The sequence below is a fragment of the Hymenobacter translucens genome, from assembly GCF_020685205.1.
Classification (GTDB): Bacteria; Bacteroidota; Bacteroidia; order Cytophagales; family Hymenobacteraceae; genus Hymenobacter; species Hymenobacter translucens.
Map to the genome: position 1 here is coordinate 106,705 of NZ_JAJERB010000005.1, position 17,900 is coordinate 124,604.

At 65.1% G+C, this 17,900-nt stretch carries 14 protein-coding genes; 9 read left to right on the plus strand and 5 right to left on the minus strand.

Annotated elements, in window-relative coordinates:
• The first annotated feature begins 201 nt into the window (after nucleotides 1-201).
• Nucleotides 202-759, plus strand: a complete 558-nt coding sequence (locus tag LJY25_RS12540) for a hypothetical protein (protein WP_227608691.1) — start codon at nucleotides 202-204, stop codon at nucleotides 757-759.
• Nucleotides 760-830: 71 nt separating this feature from the next.
• Here the strand turns inward: LJY25_RS12540 and LJY25_RS12545 are convergent, their stop codons facing one another.
• Nucleotides 831-1,235, minus strand: a complete 405-nt coding sequence (locus LJY25_RS12545) for a hypothetical protein (protein WP_227608692.1) — start codon at nucleotides 1,233-1,235, stop codon at nucleotides 831-833.
• A gap of 268 nt (nucleotides 1,236-1,503) precedes the next feature.
• Here LJY25_RS12545 and LJY25_RS12550 point away from each other — a divergent pair, with 268 nt between their 5' ends.
• A complete protein-coding gene (locus tag LJY25_RS12550) occupies nucleotides 1,504-4,917 on the plus strand; it encodes a S41 family peptidase (RefSeq protein WP_227608693.1) in 3,414 nt (1,137 codons plus the stop codon).
• 76 nt (nucleotides 4,918-4,993) lie between these two features.
• Here LJY25_RS12550 and LJY25_RS12555 read toward each other — a convergent pair whose 3' ends face one another.
• Complete coding sequence (locus tag LJY25_RS12555) at nucleotides 4,994-5,389, minus strand: hypothetical protein (RefSeq protein ID WP_227608694.1); 396 nt, start codon at nucleotides 5,387-5,389, stop codon at nucleotides 4,994-4,996.
• Nucleotides 5,390-5,758: 369 nt separating this feature from the next.
• Here LJY25_RS12555 and msrA point away from each other — a divergent pair, with 369 nt between their 5' ends.
• The 4 genes from msrA (at nucleotide 5,759) to LJY25_RS12575 (ending at nucleotide 11,378) form a co-directional block, all read left to right on the plus strand.
• Nucleotides 5,759-6,442: a peptide-methionine (S)-S-oxide reductase MsrA gene (gene msrA, locus LJY25_RS12560; protein ID WP_227608695.1), complete on the plus strand. Its 684-nt coding sequence runs from the start codon at nucleotides 5,759-5,761 to the stop codon at nucleotides 6,440-6,442.
• Nucleotides 6,443-6,595: 153 nt separating this feature from the next.
• The gene (locus tag LJY25_RS12565) at nucleotides 6,596-9,304 is read left to right on the plus strand and encodes a PAS domain-containing sensor histidine kinase (protein WP_227608696.1); all 2,709 of its coding nucleotides are present in this window, start codon (nucleotides 6,596-6,598) and stop codon (nucleotides 9,302-9,304) included.
• Nucleotides 9,305-9,345: 41 nt separating this feature from the next.
• Nucleotides 9,346-10,506, plus strand: coding sequence for a methionine aminotransferase (locus LJY25_RS12570; RefSeq protein ID WP_227608697.1), 1,161 nt, complete (start codon nucleotides 9,346-9,348; stop codon nucleotides 10,504-10,506).
• 77 nt (nucleotides 10,507-10,583) lie between these two features.
• Nucleotides 10,584-11,378: an amidohydrolase gene (locus LJY25_RS12575; RefSeq protein ID WP_227608698.1), complete on the plus strand. Its 795-nt coding sequence runs from the start codon at nucleotides 10,584-10,586 to the stop codon at nucleotides 11,376-11,378.
• Here the strand turns inward: LJY25_RS12575 and LJY25_RS12580 are convergent.
• Nucleotides 11,375-13,657 carry a T9SS type A sorting domain-containing protein gene (locus tag LJY25_RS12580; RefSeq protein WP_227608699.1) on the minus strand — a complete coding sequence of 761 codons (2,283 nt, stop codon included), beginning with the start codon at nucleotides 13,655-13,657 and terminating at the stop codon, nucleotides 11,375-11,377. The two genes, LJY25_RS12575 and LJY25_RS12580, sit on opposite strands and share 4 nt — an antisense overlap.
• Before the next feature lie 59 nt (nucleotides 13,658-13,716).
• Between LJY25_RS12580 and LJY25_RS12585 the strand changes: the two genes are divergently transcribed.
• On the plus strand, nucleotides 13,717-15,021 hold the full coding sequence (locus LJY25_RS12585; RefSeq protein ID WP_227608700.1) for a UDP-N-acetylmuramoyl-tripeptide--D-alanyl-D-alanine ligase: 1,305 nt from the start codon (nucleotides 13,717-13,719) through the stop codon (nucleotides 15,019-15,021).
• A gap of 82 nt (nucleotides 15,022-15,103) precedes the next feature.
• Here the strand turns inward: LJY25_RS12585 and rfbC are convergent, their stop codons facing one another.
• Both rfbC and LJY25_RS12595 read right to left on the minus strand, forming a co-directional pair.
• Entirely contained in the window at nucleotides 15,104-15,649 is a 546-nt protein-coding gene (gene rfbC / locus LJY25_RS12590) for a dTDP-4-dehydrorhamnose 3,5-epimerase (RefSeq protein ID WP_227608701.1), read from the minus strand.
• Between the two features lie 68 nt (nucleotides 15,650-15,717).
• Nucleotides 15,718-16,836: a glycosyltransferase family 4 protein gene (locus tag LJY25_RS12595; RefSeq protein ID WP_227608702.1), complete on the minus strand. Its 1,119-nt coding sequence runs from the start codon at nucleotides 16,834-16,836 to the stop codon at nucleotides 15,718-15,720.
• Between the two features lie 139 nt (nucleotides 16,837-16,975).
• Between LJY25_RS12595 and LJY25_RS12600 the strand changes: the two genes are divergently transcribed.
• On the plus strand, nucleotides 16,976-17,503 hold the full coding sequence (locus LJY25_RS12600) for a GNAT family N-acetyltransferase (RefSeq protein WP_227608703.1): 528 nt from the start codon (nucleotides 16,976-16,978) through the stop codon (nucleotides 17,501-17,503).
• An 18-nt stretch (nucleotides 17,504-17,521) separates the two neighbouring features.
• Nucleotides 17,522-17,896: a c-type cytochrome gene (locus LJY25_RS12605; RefSeq protein ID WP_227608704.1), complete on the plus strand. Its 375-nt coding sequence runs from the start codon at nucleotides 17,522-17,524 to the stop codon at nucleotides 17,894-17,896.
• Nucleotides 17,897-17,900 lie beyond the last annotated feature (4 nt).

Genomic DNA, 17,900 nt, shown 5'->3' on the forward strand with positions numbered 1-17,900 from the left:
GGTAGCAGCCCGGGCGGACTAGCTCCGGCGACAGCTGTCTGAATAGAGCCCAGCCAGTGCCTTTGGAGGAAGCTTAACCGTAGCTTTTCGCAAGCTAAATTCTTTTAACTCAGTAATAAACACTCTGAACTAACCCTCGTACACGTCACTGCTTTGCCTTTCCGGCAGGCTGCCAGTCAACCACCCTAACCAACCACCACTATGAAAAAGACTTTCCTCCTTGTTGCGGCCCTGACGGCCGGCCTCACCGCCGCTTCGGCCCAATCGACATCCGGCACGGGTGGTACTACGTCGGGCGGCTCCACATCCGGCCGCACCACCGCGGGCTCAACGTCGGGCACCACCTCCGGAAGCTCGACCAGCGGGACGATGGGCTCCACCACTGGCCGCAGCGGCGGTTCGATGGGCACCACTTCCGGCTCGACCGCAGGCTCTACCAGCGGCTCCACGAGCGGCTCGGGTGGCGGCCGGAACGGCTCCATGACGACGTCGGGTTCGGGCGGCTCTACCAGCGGCAGCGGCTCGATGGGTACGACCTCCGGCTCGGGCTCCGGCAGCGGCTCGATGGGCTCGACGTCGGGCACCAGGGGCAGCTCCACTTCGGGTTCGATGGGTACGACTTCCGGTTCGCGCTCCGGCTCCGGCAACACCCGGGGCTCGATGACCAGCGGCTCCCGGACCAAATCCTCGACCACGAGCGGCACCCGTGGCACCAAGCGTAAAACCACCTCTTCCGGCACTACCAGCGGCACGCGGTAAGTCGCTGTCCATCCCAATAAAACCGCCAACCCAGATCCGGGTCGGCGGTTTTGCGTTTTAGGCCTAAGCGGTTACGCCGGTACGGTTACTTCCGAAACCCACTGCCGGGCAGCTACGGCATCCGGGAAGAACTGCATATCGATACCCAAAGGGCAGCGGGCGAGAATGCTCTTGATACCCATCCGGTTGAGCGCATCGTCGGAGCTGACGATACCGATGCGCAGCAGGCCCAACTGCCGCAGCGAGGGCATGATGTGCTCGGCAATCCAGTCCTGGTCCGTAGGCCGGATCGTGCGCATATTTTTCTGGTTCGCAACCCAGCCCCGGACTCCGTGCTGCCGTGCCAGGCGAATCGCCTCGCTGTAGCCACTGCGCAACACTTCGCCCTGCGCAAAATCCAGCCATTCCGTTTCCAGAATCGACTGATCCGGGTAAAGGTGGATCCGCAACGTGGAAGAGTTATATACAGCGGGCATCGGGCAGTAGGTCGGGCATTCAAAGATAAGCTCCGCAGTGAACGGCCGGCTAGGTATATCACGCGGCATTTGATACGTATTTATCACATTTCTTTCAGGCACCATCCGCTCTTTTAGCCCCTTTGAGGCCGAAGACGAAATATCAGCTGCTCGTTTCCACCAACAGAGTATTTTAGTGTTACAGTAGTAGTTTACATAAAATCAGTGCAACTTTTCAGCAACTTGCACCCGCACTCGTTTTGCGTTTTACTGCTTTCCCACACTTCCCATGATCCGCTCTTCCCGTTCCTCATTCCGGCCTGCCGCGCGTCGTCTGCTGACGGCTGCTATTGTCGGGGCTCTGCCCCTGGCGGCCTCCGCGGCCCCGGCCGTACCTTATTTCTCCGAGCCCGCCGTGTCGCCCGACCGGAGCGAGCTGGCTTTCGTGTCGGGGGGCGACATCTGGACCACACCCATTACCGGCGGGGAGGCCCGCCTGCTCGTCGCTCACCCGGCCACCGAAAGCCGACCCCTGTACTCGCCCGACGGCCGCTACCTCGCCTTCAGCTCCAACCGCTCCGGCAACGGCGACGTGTACGTGCTGACCCTGGAAACCGGGGACCTGCGCCGCCTCACCTTCGACGATGGCCTCGACCAGCTCGACGCCTGGTCGCCCGACGGCCGCTACCTGTACTTCTCCTCGACCAGCCGCGACATCGCGGGCATGAACGACATCTACCGGGTGCCGGCCACGGGCGGTACACCCACTGCCGTCAGTGCCGACCGCTACGCCAACGAGTTCTTCGCCGCACCCAGCCCCGACGGGCGCACCCTGGCTTTCTCGGCCCGGGGCGTGGCTTCCAACCAGTGGTGGCGGCACGGGCACAGCCACCTCGACGAAGCCGAAATCTGGCTGCGCCGCGAAGGTAGCGGCCCCACCGCCTACGAGGCCCTGACCAAGCGCGGCGCCAAGGACCTGTGGCCGATGTGGGGCAGCGGCGGTCAGCGCCTGTTCTATGTTTCGGACCGGAACGGGGCCGAAAACCTCTGGGTGCTGGGCGTGGGCGGCGGCGCCGCTGAGCCCCGGCAGGTAACCTCGTTTAAAGACGGGCGGGTGCTGTGGCCCAGCATCTCGGCCGACGGCAAGCTGATTGCCTTCGAGCGCAACTTCAAGCTCTGGACGATGGACACCGACAACGGGCAGGTCAAGGAAGTCGCGGTGCGGCGGCGGGGAGCCCCGGCCGGTACGGCCATTGAGCGAGTGCGCTTCACCGACCGCCTGCAGGAGCTGGCCGTCTCGCCCGACGGCAAGAAAGTGGCCTTTGTGGTGCACGGTGAGGTATTTGCCGCTTCGGCCACCGACGGGGGTGACGCCACCCGCTTGTCGCTGACGCCCGCCGCGGAGTCGGACATCACCTGGGCTCCCGACTCCCGCCGCCTGCTCTACCTCTCCGAGCGCGACGGAGCCACCCACGTGTACAGCTATGACTTTGGCAGCGGCAAGGAAACCCGCCTGACCAACGACCGCCTTAACGACGCGGCTCCCCGCCTGTCGCCCGACGGCAAGGAACTGGCCTTTGAGCGCGACGCCCGGGAGCTGCGGGTACTCGACCTGGCCTCGAAGCAGGAGCGCGTGGTGGCTACCGGCATCTTCGACCGCCCGCCCCTGCACGCCGAGCGGTCCATTGCCTGGTCGCCGGACGGGCGCTGGCTGGCGTTTATGCCCTCCGGCAACCGGTTTTTCACCAACGTGATGGTAGCTCCCGCCAACGGCGGAGCCGCGCGGCCGATCAGCTTCGTAGCCAACTCCAACAGCAACGCCGTGTCGTGGAGCCCCGATGGGAAGTACGTGCTGTTCGACACCGGGCAGCGCACGGAAGACGCTCAGGTGGCCCGTATCGATTTGCTGCCCCGCACGCCGCGCTTCCGCGAAGACCAGTTCCGGGACCTGTTCCGGGAGCAGCCCGCACCCAGCCCCACCGCGCCCGACAAGAACACGGCCCCGCCCGTGAAGCCCGCTACCAGTACGCCCCGCCCCAACGCCCTGCCGGCCGCGGCTGCGGATACAACTCGGACCAAAGCACCGAAAGCCAAGCGCGGCAAGAATTCGTCGGTCGCGGCCTCTTCCGGCAAGCCGCCGGTCCATATTGTGTTTGAGGACATCCGCCGCCGGCTGAGCTTGCTGCCGATTGGCGTAAACGTTGGCTCCCACGCCATCAGCCCCGACGGCAAGTGGCTGCTGCTGGTAGGCTTTGCGGCCAACCAAACCAACCTGTACGTATACCCGCTGGATGAGCTGAGCAAGGAAGCCCCGGTGGTGCGGCAGCTGACGTCGACCACTGGCCTGAAGCGAGAAGCCCAGTTCTCGCCCGACAGCAAGGAAGTTTACTACCTCGACCAGGGCCGCATTCAGGTGGTGCCGGTGGAAGCCGGAAAAGGCACGCCCCGCACCCTGGCCGTTTCGGCGGAGATGGATGTGGACTTCGAGCAGGAAAAGCAGGCCGTGTTTGAGCAGGCCTGGAGCTACCTGCGCGACCATTTTGCCGACCCCAAGTTCAACGGGGTGGACTGGCAGGCCAAGCACGACGAGTTTGCACCCCTCGTAGCCGGGGCCCGCACCGTGGACGAGTCCCGCCGCCTAATTAACCTGATGATCGGAGAGCTGAACGCCTCCCACACCGGCCTGGGCCCGGCCCCGGCCGCCGGCACCAGCGTGGCTCCTTCCACCGGCCGCCTGGGCCTGCGCTTTGATGCGGCCGAGTACGAGCAGCACGGCCGCCTGCGCATCACCAGCGTGCTGCCCCTGAGTGCCGCCGCCCTGGCCGGCCTGCAGCCCGGCTCCTACCTGCTGGCCGTCGATGGCACGCCCATCACGCCGACCACCAACCTCGACGAGCTGCTGCAGTACAAAGTAGGCCGCCGGGTGCTGCTGCGCGTGGCTTCTGCCCCGGCCGGTGCTGACACCAAAAAAGGCCGGTCGGCAGCTCCCTCGGCGGCCCGCGACGTAGTGGTGCGGCCTATCAGCCGCGAAACCGAGAAAGCCCTCGACTACCGGCAATGGGTAGAGGAGCGTCGGGCCTACGTGGCCCGCGTGAGCGGGGGCCGACTGGGCTACGTGCACATGTACGACATGTCGGCGGGCTCCCTGGCGCAGCTTTACCTTGACCTCGACACCGAAAACATGGGTCGGGACGGCGTGGTGGTGGACGTGCGTAACAACAACGGCGGCTTCGTGAACGTGTACGCCATCGACGTGCTCGCCCGCCGCAGCTACCTGTCCATGACCGGCCGCAACCAGGCGCAGTCGGGGCCGGCGCGGGGGGCGCTGGGCCAGCGGGCCCTGGAGCTGCCCACGGTGCTCGTCACCAACCAGCACTCCCTGTCCGACGCCGAGGACTTCAGCGAAGGGTACCGGGCGCTAAACCTGGGCAAAATCGTGGGGGAACCCACCGGGGGCTGGATTATCTTTACGTCCAACGTGTCGCTGCTCGACGGCTCCAGCCTGCGCCTGCCGTCTACGACCATCACCGCCACCCGCGACGGCAAGATCATGGAAATGAACCCTCGCCCGGTAGATGTGCCCTCGGTGCGCCCGATCGGGGAAAGCTACGGCGACCGGGACGTGCAGCTCGACACAGCCGTGAAGGAGCTGCTGGCCCAGCTCGGCGCCAAATCCGGCACGAAAGCAGCCGGCGGCAACTAGTACAGGCTGGTTGTTCGTTGTCCGTTGTTAGGCTCGTGAATGCCCTAACAACGGACAACGGACAACTAAAGCCCCCCTACATCTGCTTCAGCCAGGCAATGGCGGTGGGCAGGTCATCAAAGGCAACGACGACCGGCTTGGTCGCCATCTGCAGGGTGAGGTCGGTGGAGAGGCGGCTGTACACGTCGGGCGAATACACCCAGGCAATGTACTCGAGGCCGGCGTCGGCTACCTGGGGCAGAAACTCGCGGCCGACCCACTCGGCGGCATCCGACCACATGCCCGTGACGTGGCTGGTATCGTTGATGGCGCGGCGGCACTGCTCGTTCTGGAACAACAGCCAGACTTGCTCACAGCCCTGCTGCACCGAAGCCAGGTCCTGCTCGCCCTTCCAGTCGAGGTAAAACCACTCATTCAGATAGTCAAAGGAGACCGTCAGGTATTCGGCTTCGAATAAGGTGCGCAGGGTCATAGCAGGTAGCTCAGGAGAACAGGCAATACGCCGGTTAAATAACGCACGCTTCGCGGTGAAGGTGCAAGTTGCGTCATTTTACCGCTGCCGCAGTCACGCCCGGGGCTGTTGCCGTGTGGCTTAACGTGGCAATACTGAGGGGCTGGAATAGGACAAGGCCGGTAAAAAAAGCAGCCGCATACGCTCTCTGCTAGAATAGCTGCGCAAACCAAGGGCTTTTGTCTGTCTCAGCCGGCAGATAAAAAACCGGTCGGCAGCTACCCGACAACTAAACCGGGTGGGGTTGTGTTACCATGCCAGCCGGATTTCCGGCCGTGGCCGGCAGTCCGGCCCGTCCAACGCCCCTTCTATTTCGTAGGTCTGCCCATTATGAAACTACCCATCAAAAACCTTCGACTTTCCCTGCTCAGCCTGCTCCTGCTGGTGGCCGCCTGCGCCCAGAACAACTCCGATGCCCAGACACTGAAACGCTCCACCGCGGGCAAGGCGCCGACCAATCTGCAGGACCTGGCCGTGGCCACCTTTGCCGGCGGCTGCTTCTGGTGCACCGAGGAAATCTTCGAGGAGCTGCGCGGCGTGCGCGAAGTCGTGTCGGGCTACGCCGGCGGCAAAGAGCAGAAGCCCACCTACGAGCAGGTTGGCAGCGGCGCCACCAGCCACGCCGAAGCCATTGAGGTGTACTACGACCCCAAGCAGATCAGCTACCAGGAGCTGCTCGACGTTTTCTTCCTGGCTGCTCACGACCCGACCACGCTTAACCGCCAGGGCCCCGACGTCGGCCCCCAGTACCGCTCGGTTGCTTTTTACCGCACGCCCCAGGAAAAGCAGCTGATCGAGGCCACCATCAAGCTGGTGAATGCCGCCAAGCACTACAGCAACCCCATCGTAACCCAGGTAACGGCCTTCACGCAGTTCTGGCCCGCTGAGGACTACCACCAGGGCTACTACCGCATTCACCCCGAAAACCCTTATGTGCAGAGCGTATCGACGCCCAAGATCGAGAAGTTCCGCAAGGCGTTTGCCGCTAAGCTCAAGCCCGTAGCGCAACGGTAGATACCGCTCAACTTGCCCGACAAGCCCCGCCCACGGATGTGCGCGGGGCTTGTCGATTTCGGACCAGTCGGGCGAAACAGCCGGCGAAACCATAGCATCGTCGTTTATGGGTCTATATTTAGCCTACCTTCCCGCCCGCCCTGCCGCTGTTTTATGCCCGACGCTGCCCTTCCGTTTACCCTGCGCCCCGAGCAACTGCTTGACGCGCTGCCGTATCCGGCCTGGCTGACGCCTGCCGACGGCTCGGCGGAGCATTGCAACCCGGCCTGGCTGGCCCTGACCGGCACTACGGCGGAGGCGCTGTGCGAACGGGGCGTTGCCGCCTGCTGGCACCCCGACGACCAGGGCCGGGTGCAGAACAGCCCAGAGCAGACGCTGACCGCGGAAGCCCGTATCGGGCGGGCCGGCGGCACCTTCCGCTGGCACCGCTGCCAGACCCGCCCCCTGCGGGACGAAACCGGCCGGCTACTGGGCTGGCTGGGCACGGCTACCGACATCGACGATCAGAAACAGGCCGAGCAGCAAACCCGGCGGGCAGATTTCAAGCTCCTGGCCCGGGCAACCAACGACGTTATCTGGGACTGGAACCTGAGCACCAACGAGCTATGGCGCAACGCCCGGTTTGGGGAGCAGTTCGGCTACCCCGCCGCGCAAGCCCCGGAAACCATTGACTTCTGGCGCACCCTGCTCCACCCCGACGACCGGGCCGAGCTGCTTAGCCGCCTGGAGGACTTTCTGCAGGGCCCGCAGGAGCTGCTGCGGGCCGAGTACCGCCTGCGCTGCGCCGATGGCTCCTACGCCGACATCGTGGACCGCATCATTGCCGTGCGCGACGAGGCCGGCCACGCCCGGCGGCTCGTGGGGGCAATGCAGAACGTAACCCGGGCCCGGCACCAGGAGCAGCTGATGCAGCAGCAGCAGGAGCAGTTCCGGTTTCTCGCCGACACGATTCCGCAGTTTATCTGGACGGCCCGGCCCGACGGGGTTCTCGACTACGCCAACCAGCGCTGGGAAGACTATACGGGCCAGCACCCGCAGGAGGCCACGTTCGAGAACTGGGCGCCGTTGGTACACCCCGAGGACGGCCCCCGCAGCCTGGAGCAGTGGCAGTATTCCCTGGAAACCGGCCGGTTCTACGAAAACGAGCTGCGCTTCCGGGGCCGCGACGGGCAGTACCGCTGGTTTCTGGTGCAGGCCCAGCCCCAGCGCAACGCCCAGGGCGAGATTGTGAAGTGGTTTGGCTCCTGCACCGACATCGACGAGCGGCGCCAGGCCCAGCGCAAGCTGCTGCGGCGCGAGCAGTACGTGCAGCGCATGCTCAGCCAAGCGCCCATCCTGTTTGCCGTGATGCGGGGCCCCGAGCACCGGTTTGAATTTGCCTCCCCCCTGTTCGAGCAGCTGCTGGGCTCCCACCGCGGCGACATTCTGGGCCGACGGCTAGCTGAGGCCGTACCGGAGCTTATCGACCAGGGCTATATCAGCATTATGGACCAGGTGTACGCGACCGGTCAGCCCTACGTGGGCACCGAGGTGCCGGTACAGCTGCTGCGGCCCCACGGCCAGGTCGAGCTGGGCTACCTGAACTTCACCTATCAGCCCCAGCTCGATGCCCAGGGGCACACCGAAGGCCTGGTCGTTATTGCCGTGGACGTAACGGCCCAGGTACTGGCCAAGCAGCAGGCCGAGCGCCTTACGGCCGAAGTGGCCCAGCGCGAAGAGCAGTTCCGGTTTCTGGCTGAAAGCATCCCCCAGCTGATCTGGACCAACAACCCGGCCGGCGTGGCCGACTACTTCAACCAGCGCTGGTCGGACTACACGGGGCTGACCACGACCAACGAAACCCTGCCCCACTACTGGCAGGAGCTGTTCCACCCCGACGACCAGCAGCCGGCCGTGCAGCGCTGGCAACAGTCGCTCGATACGGGCATCTTCTTCGAGCAGGAAGTGCGCCTGCGGGCCCGCGGCGGCGAGTACCGCTGGTTTCTGGCCCAGGCCCTGCCCATGCGCGATGCCGCCGGCCAGGTGCAGCGCTGGTTTGGGTCCTATACCGACATCGACGACGTGAAAAGCGCCCAGCAGCGCCTGCTGACCCAGAACCAGGAGCTGACCCGCATCAACCAGGAGCTCGACAGCTTCGTGTACACCGCCTCCCACGACCTGATTCAGCCGATCAACAACATGGCCGGTATCTTCGAGGAGCTGACCCGCACGGCCTACTTCCGCGACCCCGACGCCGTCAAGCTCATTGCCATGTTCGAGCGGGCCCTGCAGCAGATCTACACCACCATTCACGACCTGGCCGAAGTGGTGCAGGTGCAGCGCCGCCAGCAGGATGTGCCCACCGAGCCGGTTCTGCTGCGCGAGCTGAGCGAAGAGGTGCTGACCAGCATCCGGGACCAGATCAGTGCGGCCCGGGCCGTGGTGGAAACCAACTTCTCGGCCGCCGATTCGCTGGTGTGCGTGCGCACCAACCTGCAAAGCGTGTTCTACAACCTGGTCAGCAACGCCATCAAGTACGCTTCGCCGGAGCGCCCACCCTACGTACGGGTCTGGAGCGAGCTGGTAGCCGGGGAGTTTGTGCTGTCGGTGCAGGACAACGGCCTGGGCATCGACCTGGCCCGCTACGGCAGCCAGCTGTTTCAGCTGTTTCGCCGCTTCCACGACCATACCGAGGGCTCGGGCATCGGGCTCTACCTTGTTAACCGCATTCTGCAGGGGCAGGGCGGGCGGCTCGAAGTAGAAAGTACCGTGGGCGAGGGAACCACCTTCCGGGCGTTTTTCGGCCACTGCCGCCCGGCCTCGGCTTTAGCCCCCGACGCTGGTTTGGCTGCCGGGAAGGTCAGCCCTGCTCCCCTGGTGTAGCCGCCGCTGTATTTGTCGGATTTTTCGCATTGCTTGCCCTCATGGATCAACTTCAGGTAACCTCCAAGCTGCCGGACGTCGGCACCAGCATCTTTTCGGTGATGACTCAGCTGGCGGCCGAGCACGGCGCCATCAACCTCGCCCAGGGCTTTCCCGACTACAACCCGCCCCAGGTGCTGCTCGATGCGCTGGCCCGGCACGCCCGCGCCGACGGTCACCACCAGTACGCGCCCATGCCCGGCCTGCCCCGCCTGCGGGAGCTGATCAGCCAGAAAACCGCGGCCGTATACGGCGGGGCTCCTCCCGATCCGGCTACGGAAATAACCGTAACCAGCGGTGCCACCGAAGCCCTGTATGCCGTGCTGGCCGCCGTCGTGCACCCCGGCGACGAAGTAGTGATGCTGGAGCCGGCCTACGACCTCTACGGCCCGGCCATACGCCTGCAGGGCGGCATTCCGGTGTACGTGCCCCTGCAGCTTACCGACTTCCGCCCCGACTGGGACCAGGTGAAGGCGGCCTTTTCACCCCGTACCCGGCTGGTGATGCTGAACACGCCCCACAACCCGACCGGCGCCATGCTGACCGAGGACGACTGGCAGCAGCTGGCCGATTTGCTGGAGGGCACCAACATCCTCGTACTCAGCGACGAAGTGTACGAGCACATGGTATTCGACGGGGTCCGGCACCGGAGCGCCCGCCAGCACCCGGCCCTGGCCCGGCGCAGCTTCGTGCTGTCGTCGTTTGGCAAAACCTACCACGCTACGGGCTGGAAGGTGGGCTACTGCGTGGCCCCGCCCGCCCTCACGGCCGAGCTGCGCCGGGTGCACCAGTTTCTCACCTTCAGCGTGAGCACGCCCACCCAGCATGCCCTGGCCGACGTGCTGGCTGAGGCCGACCTTTACCACGGCCTGCCCGCCTTTTACCAGCACAAGCGCGACCTGTTTCGGGAGCTGATGCAGGAAACTCGGTTTGAGCTGCTGCCCGCGCCCGGCGCCTACTTCCAGCTCGCCCGCTACCAGAAGCTCGCCCCGAGCCAGGACGATGTAAGCTTTGCCCGCTACCTGACCACGGAAGTGGGAGTGGCCGTCGTGCCGGTATCCGCATTCTACCACGACGGGCGGGACCACGGGCTGATTCGGTTCTGCTTTGCCAAGCAGGACGACACGCTGCGGGCGGCCGTGGCCCGGCTGCGGGAGCTGTAGGCGGCCCGGGGAAGTATTTGCCCGCCCCGCGGCTTCTGGCTACCTTACCTCTCCTCTCCTCCTTTCTTTTCCCCAACGTGTCTGATCTAACCGTAACGCTGATCCAGTCCAATCTGCACTGGCACGACCCGGCCGCCAACTACGCCGAGCTGGACCGTCACATTGCCAGCATCCCGATCCGGACCGACCTGGTTGTGCTGCCCGAGATGTTCACCACTGGCTTCAGCATGGAAGCGCCCACCCAGGCCGAGCCCATGGACGGCCCTACCTTGCCCTGGATGCGGCAGCACGCCGCTACCCTCAACGCGGTGGTGTGCGGCAGCGTGATGATGCGGGAAGGCGAGGCTTACTTCAACCGCCTGCTCTGGGTGCGACCCGACGGCACGTTCAGCTACTACGACAAGCACCACCTGTTCACCTTTGCCGGGGAGCAGCACGTCTTCACGCCCGGACAGCAGCGCCTGCTGGAAGAGTGGAGGGGCTGGCGCATTTGCCCTTTGGTGTGCTACGACCTACGCTTTCCGGTGTGGAGCCGCAACCGTCCCGAAGACCCCTACGACCTGCTTTTGTACACCGCCAACTGGCCCACCGCCCGCCGCTCGGCCTGGAATGCCCTGCTCCGGGCCCGGGCCATCGAGAACGTAGCCTATACCATCGGGGTCAACCGCGTGGGCACCGATGGCAACCGGCACGAGTATGCCGGCGACTCGGCCCTGATTGATATGCGTGGCGACTACCTGCTGGAAGCCGGCAACCACGAAGCCAGCGTAACCCGGACCATCCGCCGCTCCGAGCTCGAGGCTTTCCGGCAGCGTTTTCCGGCCCTGCACGATGCCGACCCGTTTGAGCTGCTGCCGGTTCCAAAAGCTTAGCGCACGACCAGGCGGTGGACGCCCAGCTGCCCGTCGGCACTTTCGGCGCGCACGAGGTAGACGCCCGCCGCCAGCCCCTGCAGACTCAGGCTGTGCCGCCGCTCATACGTCGGTTCGGTGCGCACGACGCGGCCGGTTAGATCCAGCAGCGTGACGCGGGCCGCCCGGGGCGTTTCGATGGTAACCGACGCGACGGCCGGGTTGGGGTACACCTGCAGGGGCAGCGCTACCACTGCTCCGCCGCGGGTGCTCAGCGTGCGGCTGCGCGGACCGAACGACAGAATGCCGCCGCCTTCCAGCCCAATGTACAGTTCGGGGGCATTGTCCCCATTCAGGTCAGCCAGGGCGGGGGCCAGGCGGATGCGCGTGCCGTTGCCAAAACGGGCGGGCTGGTACTGGTTCAGGGTCGGGTTGTAGAACACGTCGGTTCGCTCCGAGAAGATGCTGCCCTGCGCCCGGAAGTTGGAAAACAGCCGTACGTCTCCGCTACCAAAGGAAGAATCGGTGGTGAGCAGGTCTTCCTGCCCGTCCCCATCCACATCGGCCACTACGGGGTGCAGGTTGCCGGGGCGCCCGCCCGTGGCCGTGCGAATGGTACCGTAGTCATTGTTGACCAGTACAAACGCCTGCCGAAAAGGCAGGGTGCCGGTGTTGCGGTAGTAGCGCAGGGCCATGCCCGGGAAATCGGTGGCCGTGGTGGTCGTGCCCAGCAGCAGGTCCACGTAGCCATCCCGGTCCACGTCAGTGAAGCAAGGCGCGTCGAAGGCGGCGTAGGGAATGCCCGCAATAAAGCTGGGCGTGGATGTGGGTATCGGAAACGACGCTGGCTGGCCGGCCGGGGCCGTATTCAGAATAAAGTACACGTAGTTGGTGCCGCCCAGCGCCGCCGAGAATGCCAGATCCACCGCCCCGTCGCGGTTCAGATCGGTCAGCACCGGCTTCATGCCCACCAGGCGCAGGTTCGCCAGGCTCAGGTAGTCGCTCGTGACGAGGCGAAACACCGGCCGGGTGGCCGAGCCCACGTTGCGGAAGTAGGACAGGGACGCGCGGTAGAAGCCCCGGGCATTGCTGCGGTTATTGCTGCCCACGAGCATGTCCTTGAGGCCGTCGCCGTCGAGGTCGGCAAAGGCGGGAGCGGCGGCTTCGCTGACGTCCAGCATGTCGCCCTGCAGGAAGTTGTCCTGGCGGAACGTCAGCGCCGGGGCGCCGCTGGCGCTGGTATTCTCATACAGCCAGCTGGTGCGCTTGAACTCGATGGTGTCGGAATTATCGACCACGGCCGTGCCCACCACCAGGTCGGGGCGGCCATCGAAGGTGACGTCGAGGTAGGACGGTGCCGGGAAGGTGGGCAGGCGCACGGGCCGACCCGCCGGGAAGTTGCTGTTCACGCTGCTGTTGTTCATCACCGGCGCCAGGGTGGTACCCAGGTTGTTCAGGCTCACCAGCTCCAGGCAGTTGTCGAGGCCGGTCAGCAGGTCCTGGTCCCCATCGTTGTCGAGGTCCAGGGCCAGGATGGAGCGGCCGCCGGTGTGATTGGGCCGCAGCACCGCGCGGCAGGTGCTGGTAAAGGAAAACGACGTGCAGGTATTGTTGCAGGCGTAGATGTTGCCCCAGTAGTCGTTGGTTAGCTGAAAGGAAAGTCCGCCGCAGGCCCCGGTGCTGGTATTCAGGTACAGCTCGGCCAGGGCGCTGCGGGAGCCGTCGAACGACATGATGTCCAGCCGGCCGTCCCCGTTTACATCCTGGACGGTGGGCACGTTGTAGCCGCCGGTATAGAAGCTATAGCTCGTGCTGCCCAGGGTGTACAGCAGCTGGTTTGTAACCAGCTGAAACTGGGGCGGGCCGCCGGCGGCACCGGTGTTGCGGTACACCTTGATGTCCCCGTTGGCGTAGGCAAACAGGTCGGGGCGGGCGTCGCAGTCGTAGTCGCGGAGCAGCACCCAGCCCACCAGCCCGGCCGGAAACAGGATTTCATAGTCGGGAGCATACTGCCACGCCCGTCCGCCCCCGGCCTTGGGCACATTCAGGAAGGTGAGGGAGCGGGCGGTTTCGCGGTCGAATACGTAGAGGTCGTCCTGCCCGTCGGCGTTCAGGTCTATTTTCGAGTAGAGGGAGGCGTTGAATCCCCCCGCCCAGGCGTTGCGCAGCGTATCGGTACCCTGCACTACCTTTGCCAGGGGCCGGTACTCAAACCCGAACGGCTGCTGAGCCCGTGCCGGGGGTGCCAGCAAACCCGAAAGCAGCCCGAAGCTCAACAGGAGAATAAAACGAGAAAGCATATCGTACCGGCTTTTCCTGACTAACAATAGAAAGTAGTCCCAAGTTACGCATAAACCGCATGTCCGATTCTGCCGCCCTCTACGCCCGTTATCAACAGTGCACTACCGTCAGCACCGACTCGCGCCAGGACCAGGCGGGCACGTTGTTCGTAGCGTTGAACGGGCCCTCGTTCCGGGGCCGGGACTTTGCCCCCCAGGCCCTGGCAAAGGGAGCCCGCTACGCCGTGGTGGACGACGAGCAGCTGGCCGCTTCCGACCCCGACCGCTATACCTACGCGCCCGACCCGCTGCTGGCATTGCAGGAGCTGGCCCGCTTTCACCGCCAGCAACTGAATATTCCGGTTCTGGGCATCACGGGCTCCAACGGCAAAACCACCACCAAGGAGTTGGTCCACGCCGTGCTGGCCCGCCGCTACCGGGTGCAGTACACCAAGGGCAACCTCAACAACCACATCGGCGTGCCCCTGACGCTGCTGTCCATTCGTCCCGACGCCCACGACCTGGCCATTATCGAGATGGGCGCCAACCACCAGGGCGAAATCGCGCTGCTGAGCGAGCTGGCCGCGCCCACCCACGGGCTTATCACCAACATCGGCAAAGCGCACCTCGAAGGCTTTGGCGGGGAAGAAGGCGTAGCCAAGGGCAAGGGCGAGCTGCTGGTGTACCTGCAGGCCCAGCACGGCACGGCTTTCGTCAACACGCTCGATGCCAAAATTGTGGAGCGGGCCGGGGCGGTGCCCCAGCGCGTTACCTACCCCCAGCCCGGCGACGCCTACCCGGCCGAGCTGCTCAGCGCCGCCCCCCACGTGGTGCTTCGCCTGTTCGATGGCACCCGGGTGGAAGCGCAGATTACCGGGGGCTACAACTTCCCGAACCTGGCCGCCGCCGCCGCCGTGGGCGCCCACTTCGGCGTGCCCACGGCAGCCATTGCCGAAGCGCTGGCCGGCTACGCGCCCACCAACAACCGCTCCCAGCTGCTGCAGACCAGCCGCAACAGCCTGATCCTGGACGCCTACAACGCCAACCCCAGCAGTATGGCCGCGGCCCTGCACAGCTTTGCCGCCCGCCCCGGCGCCGAGCCAGCCCAGAAAGTGGTAATCCTGGGCGACATGTTCGAGCTGGGCGACACCAGCGCTGCCGAGCACCGCGCCATCGGGGAACTGCTGGCCGCCCGGGAGTTTGGCACCGTGCTGCTCTGCGGCGGCGACATGGCCCGGGCTGCCGAGGTAAACCCCGGTTTCCACTACTTCCCGACCAAAGCCGAGGCGGCGGAATGGCTGCGCAATAACCCGCTCCAGAGCCGGCTCATCCTGGTGAAAGGCTCCCGGGGCATGGGCCTCGAAACGCTGGTAGAGCTGCTGTAGCGCCTGCTCCGCAAACGAAAAAAGACTCCGTAGCGCCAGCTTAGGCCCCGCGGAGTCTTTGTTTTATCAGTAGGATGTGTGCTTATTCGAAAGGCGTCTCGAAGCCCGCAAACGTGGGCAGCACCAGGTCTTTGTCCGACACGTTGGCCGTGGTAAGGCCCCAGTTGATGTTAAGCGTGGGGTCGTTCCAAAGTAGTCCGCCCTCGGCGCTGGGCTGGTAGTAGTCGGAGCACTTGTAGAGGAACAGCGTGTTGTCTTCCAGGGCCATAAAGCCGTGGGCAAAGCCGACGGGAACGTAGAGCACGTTGCCGCGCCCGGCATCCAGCTCCACCGACAGGTGCTGCCCGTAGGTAGGCGAGCTGCGACGCAGGTCCACGACCACGTCGAGCGCCCGACCGGCGGCTACGCGCACCAGCTTGGCCTGGGCGTAGGGCGGACGCTGAAAGTGCAGGCCCCGCAGCACCCCCCTGGCCGAGCACGACTGGTTGTCCTGCACCCACTCGCCGGCGGCTCCGGCGCCTTCCATCAGGCGGGCGCTGAACGATTCGAAAAAGTTGCCGCGCGGGTCGGTAAACACCCGGGGCGTAAACTCGACAACACCCTGGAGGGCATGCTGCTTGATTTCCATTAAGCTAAGTAAGAGGAAAAAGATAAGATATGAGGCCGGGGCAGCAAGTGCTTGTCAAACGAACGGGCTCAGCGCCGGGGTCCGATTTCGGCTACTACGCGCAAGTACTTGTCGAGTACAATCCGCTCATCAAATTTCGTTTCGGCGAGCTGCCGGCTGGCCCGGCCCATTTCAGTTAGCCGCTCGGGGCTGAGGGCCCGCATCTGCTGCATCTTGCGGGCCAGGTCGGCGGCGTCGCGCACCTGGCAAAGCAGGCCGTTTACGCCGTCCACCACCGTTTCGCGGCAGCCCGGCACGTCGGTCGTGACGATGGGCTTGCCCATGGCGGCGGCTTCGAGCAGGGTTTTAGGCGTGCCTTCGCGGTACGAGGGCAGCACCACCACGTCGGCGCGGCGGATGTGCTCGGCCACGTTGTCGGAATGGCCGAGGTACTCCACGTGGCCGGCCTGCAGCCACTGCTCCAGCACTTCGCGCTTCACTCCGATGTTGCCGGCTTCGTCGAGGCCGCCGAGCAGCTGCACGCGGGTGTCGGGCGCGGCCTCGCGCACCAGGCGGGCCGCCTCAAAGTACTCCTCCACGCCCTTCTCGTACAGCACCCGGGCAATCATCAGGAACGTAAACGGACCGGCAGACTCGGTCGCCGGCGCCGGCTTAAACTTCTCAGTGTCGACGCCCGAGCCGGGCAGCAGGTCGGCAATGGCAGGCGCCAGGAGCTTATGCTGCAAGAACAGCTGCCGGTCGTCGTCGTTCTGAAAAAACACCCGGTGTGGAAACCGGAACGCCAGCTTATAGAGGCCCAGCGCCACCCGGCTCACGAAGTTGCGGATGATAAACACCGTGCCCAGGCCCGACACGTTGTTCACGCTGGGCACGCCCGCCAGCCTTGCGGCCAGGGTACCGTAGATGTTGGGCTTGATCGTGTACTGTAGCACCACGTCGGGCTTTTCCCGCTTGTAGATGTCGTAGAACCGCTTGGTCAGCTGGGCGTCCTTGATGGGATTGGTGCCCTTGTTTTCCATCAGAATCGGCACGTACCGGCACCCCAGCTCGGTTTCCAGCCGGGCCGAGTAGTCGTCGGGCGGGGCAATGGCCAGCACTTCGTGCCCGGCCTGCTGCAGGGCCCGGACAAGGCTGCGGCGGAAGTTCCAGATGTTCCAGGAGGTATTGATGACGATGGCAACGCGCATTGCAAACGGGATTATTCAGCGGGCAAAGGTAGGAGCCGATTGGCGGGAATGGCAGCCCGGCAGCAAACTAATCGGCCCGGCAGCGGGCGCCTGTGGTTTTTACTACCTTGGGTCTGAACCAGCCCACCGGCCTTTTGCGATGATTGAAACTCCCCGTCTGCTGCTGCTGCCCTGTACGCTGCCGCTTTTCGAAGCGGCCCGCCGGAGCGACGAGGCGCTGGCGACCCTGCTGGAAGTTTCCTGCGCCCCGGAGTGGCTGGGCTTCCCCGACGCCCGCGACGCCCTGGTCCCCGGCCACGAGCACCTGAAGGCTCATCCCGAAGTGCTGCCCTGGTGGACGTACCTGTTTGTGCACCGTCCCCACCGCCGCCTGATCGGGGTTGGGGGCTATAAGGGGATGCCCGATGCGGCGGGCCGGGTGGAAATAGGCTACAGTCTGGCGCCTTCCTACCGCGGGCAGGGCCTGGCCACCGAAGCGGCCCGGGGGCTGGTTTCCTTTGCCTTCCGCCACCCCGCAGTGCGGCGCGTCGATGCCCACACCCGGCCGCTGCGGAACGCGTCGGGCCGGGTGCTCGAAAAAACCGGCCTCCGTAAAACCGGCGCCGTCGTAGACCCTGATGATGGCGAAGTCTGGCACTGGACGCTGGAACGCCCGCCGGGCTCCTGATCGGCCCTCTTTCTGCTTATGTCACACCGACCCTTCCTTGCTTTCCTGCTGCTGACCGGCCTGGCCGCTGGCTGCTCTTCTCCTGAACCCAACGCCCCGGAGGCCCCGGGCGCGGGCCCCGACCCGGCTGCCCCGGCGGCCATCCGGGCTACCCTCGAGGCCGACGCCCTGGCTGCCGGCAAGGCCCTCTTCGCCGAGCGGTGCGTGGTGTGCCACGGCCCCGACGGCCGCCGGGGCAACAATGGCGCCCATGACCTGACCAAGAGTAACCTCAATGTGACCGGACGCGTGTATATGGTCACGAACGGGTTCGGCAAGATGCCGGGCTTTAAAGATCAACTCACCGAAGAGCAGATTCAGCAGGTGGCCGCTTACTCGCTCACCCTCCGCTAACCCC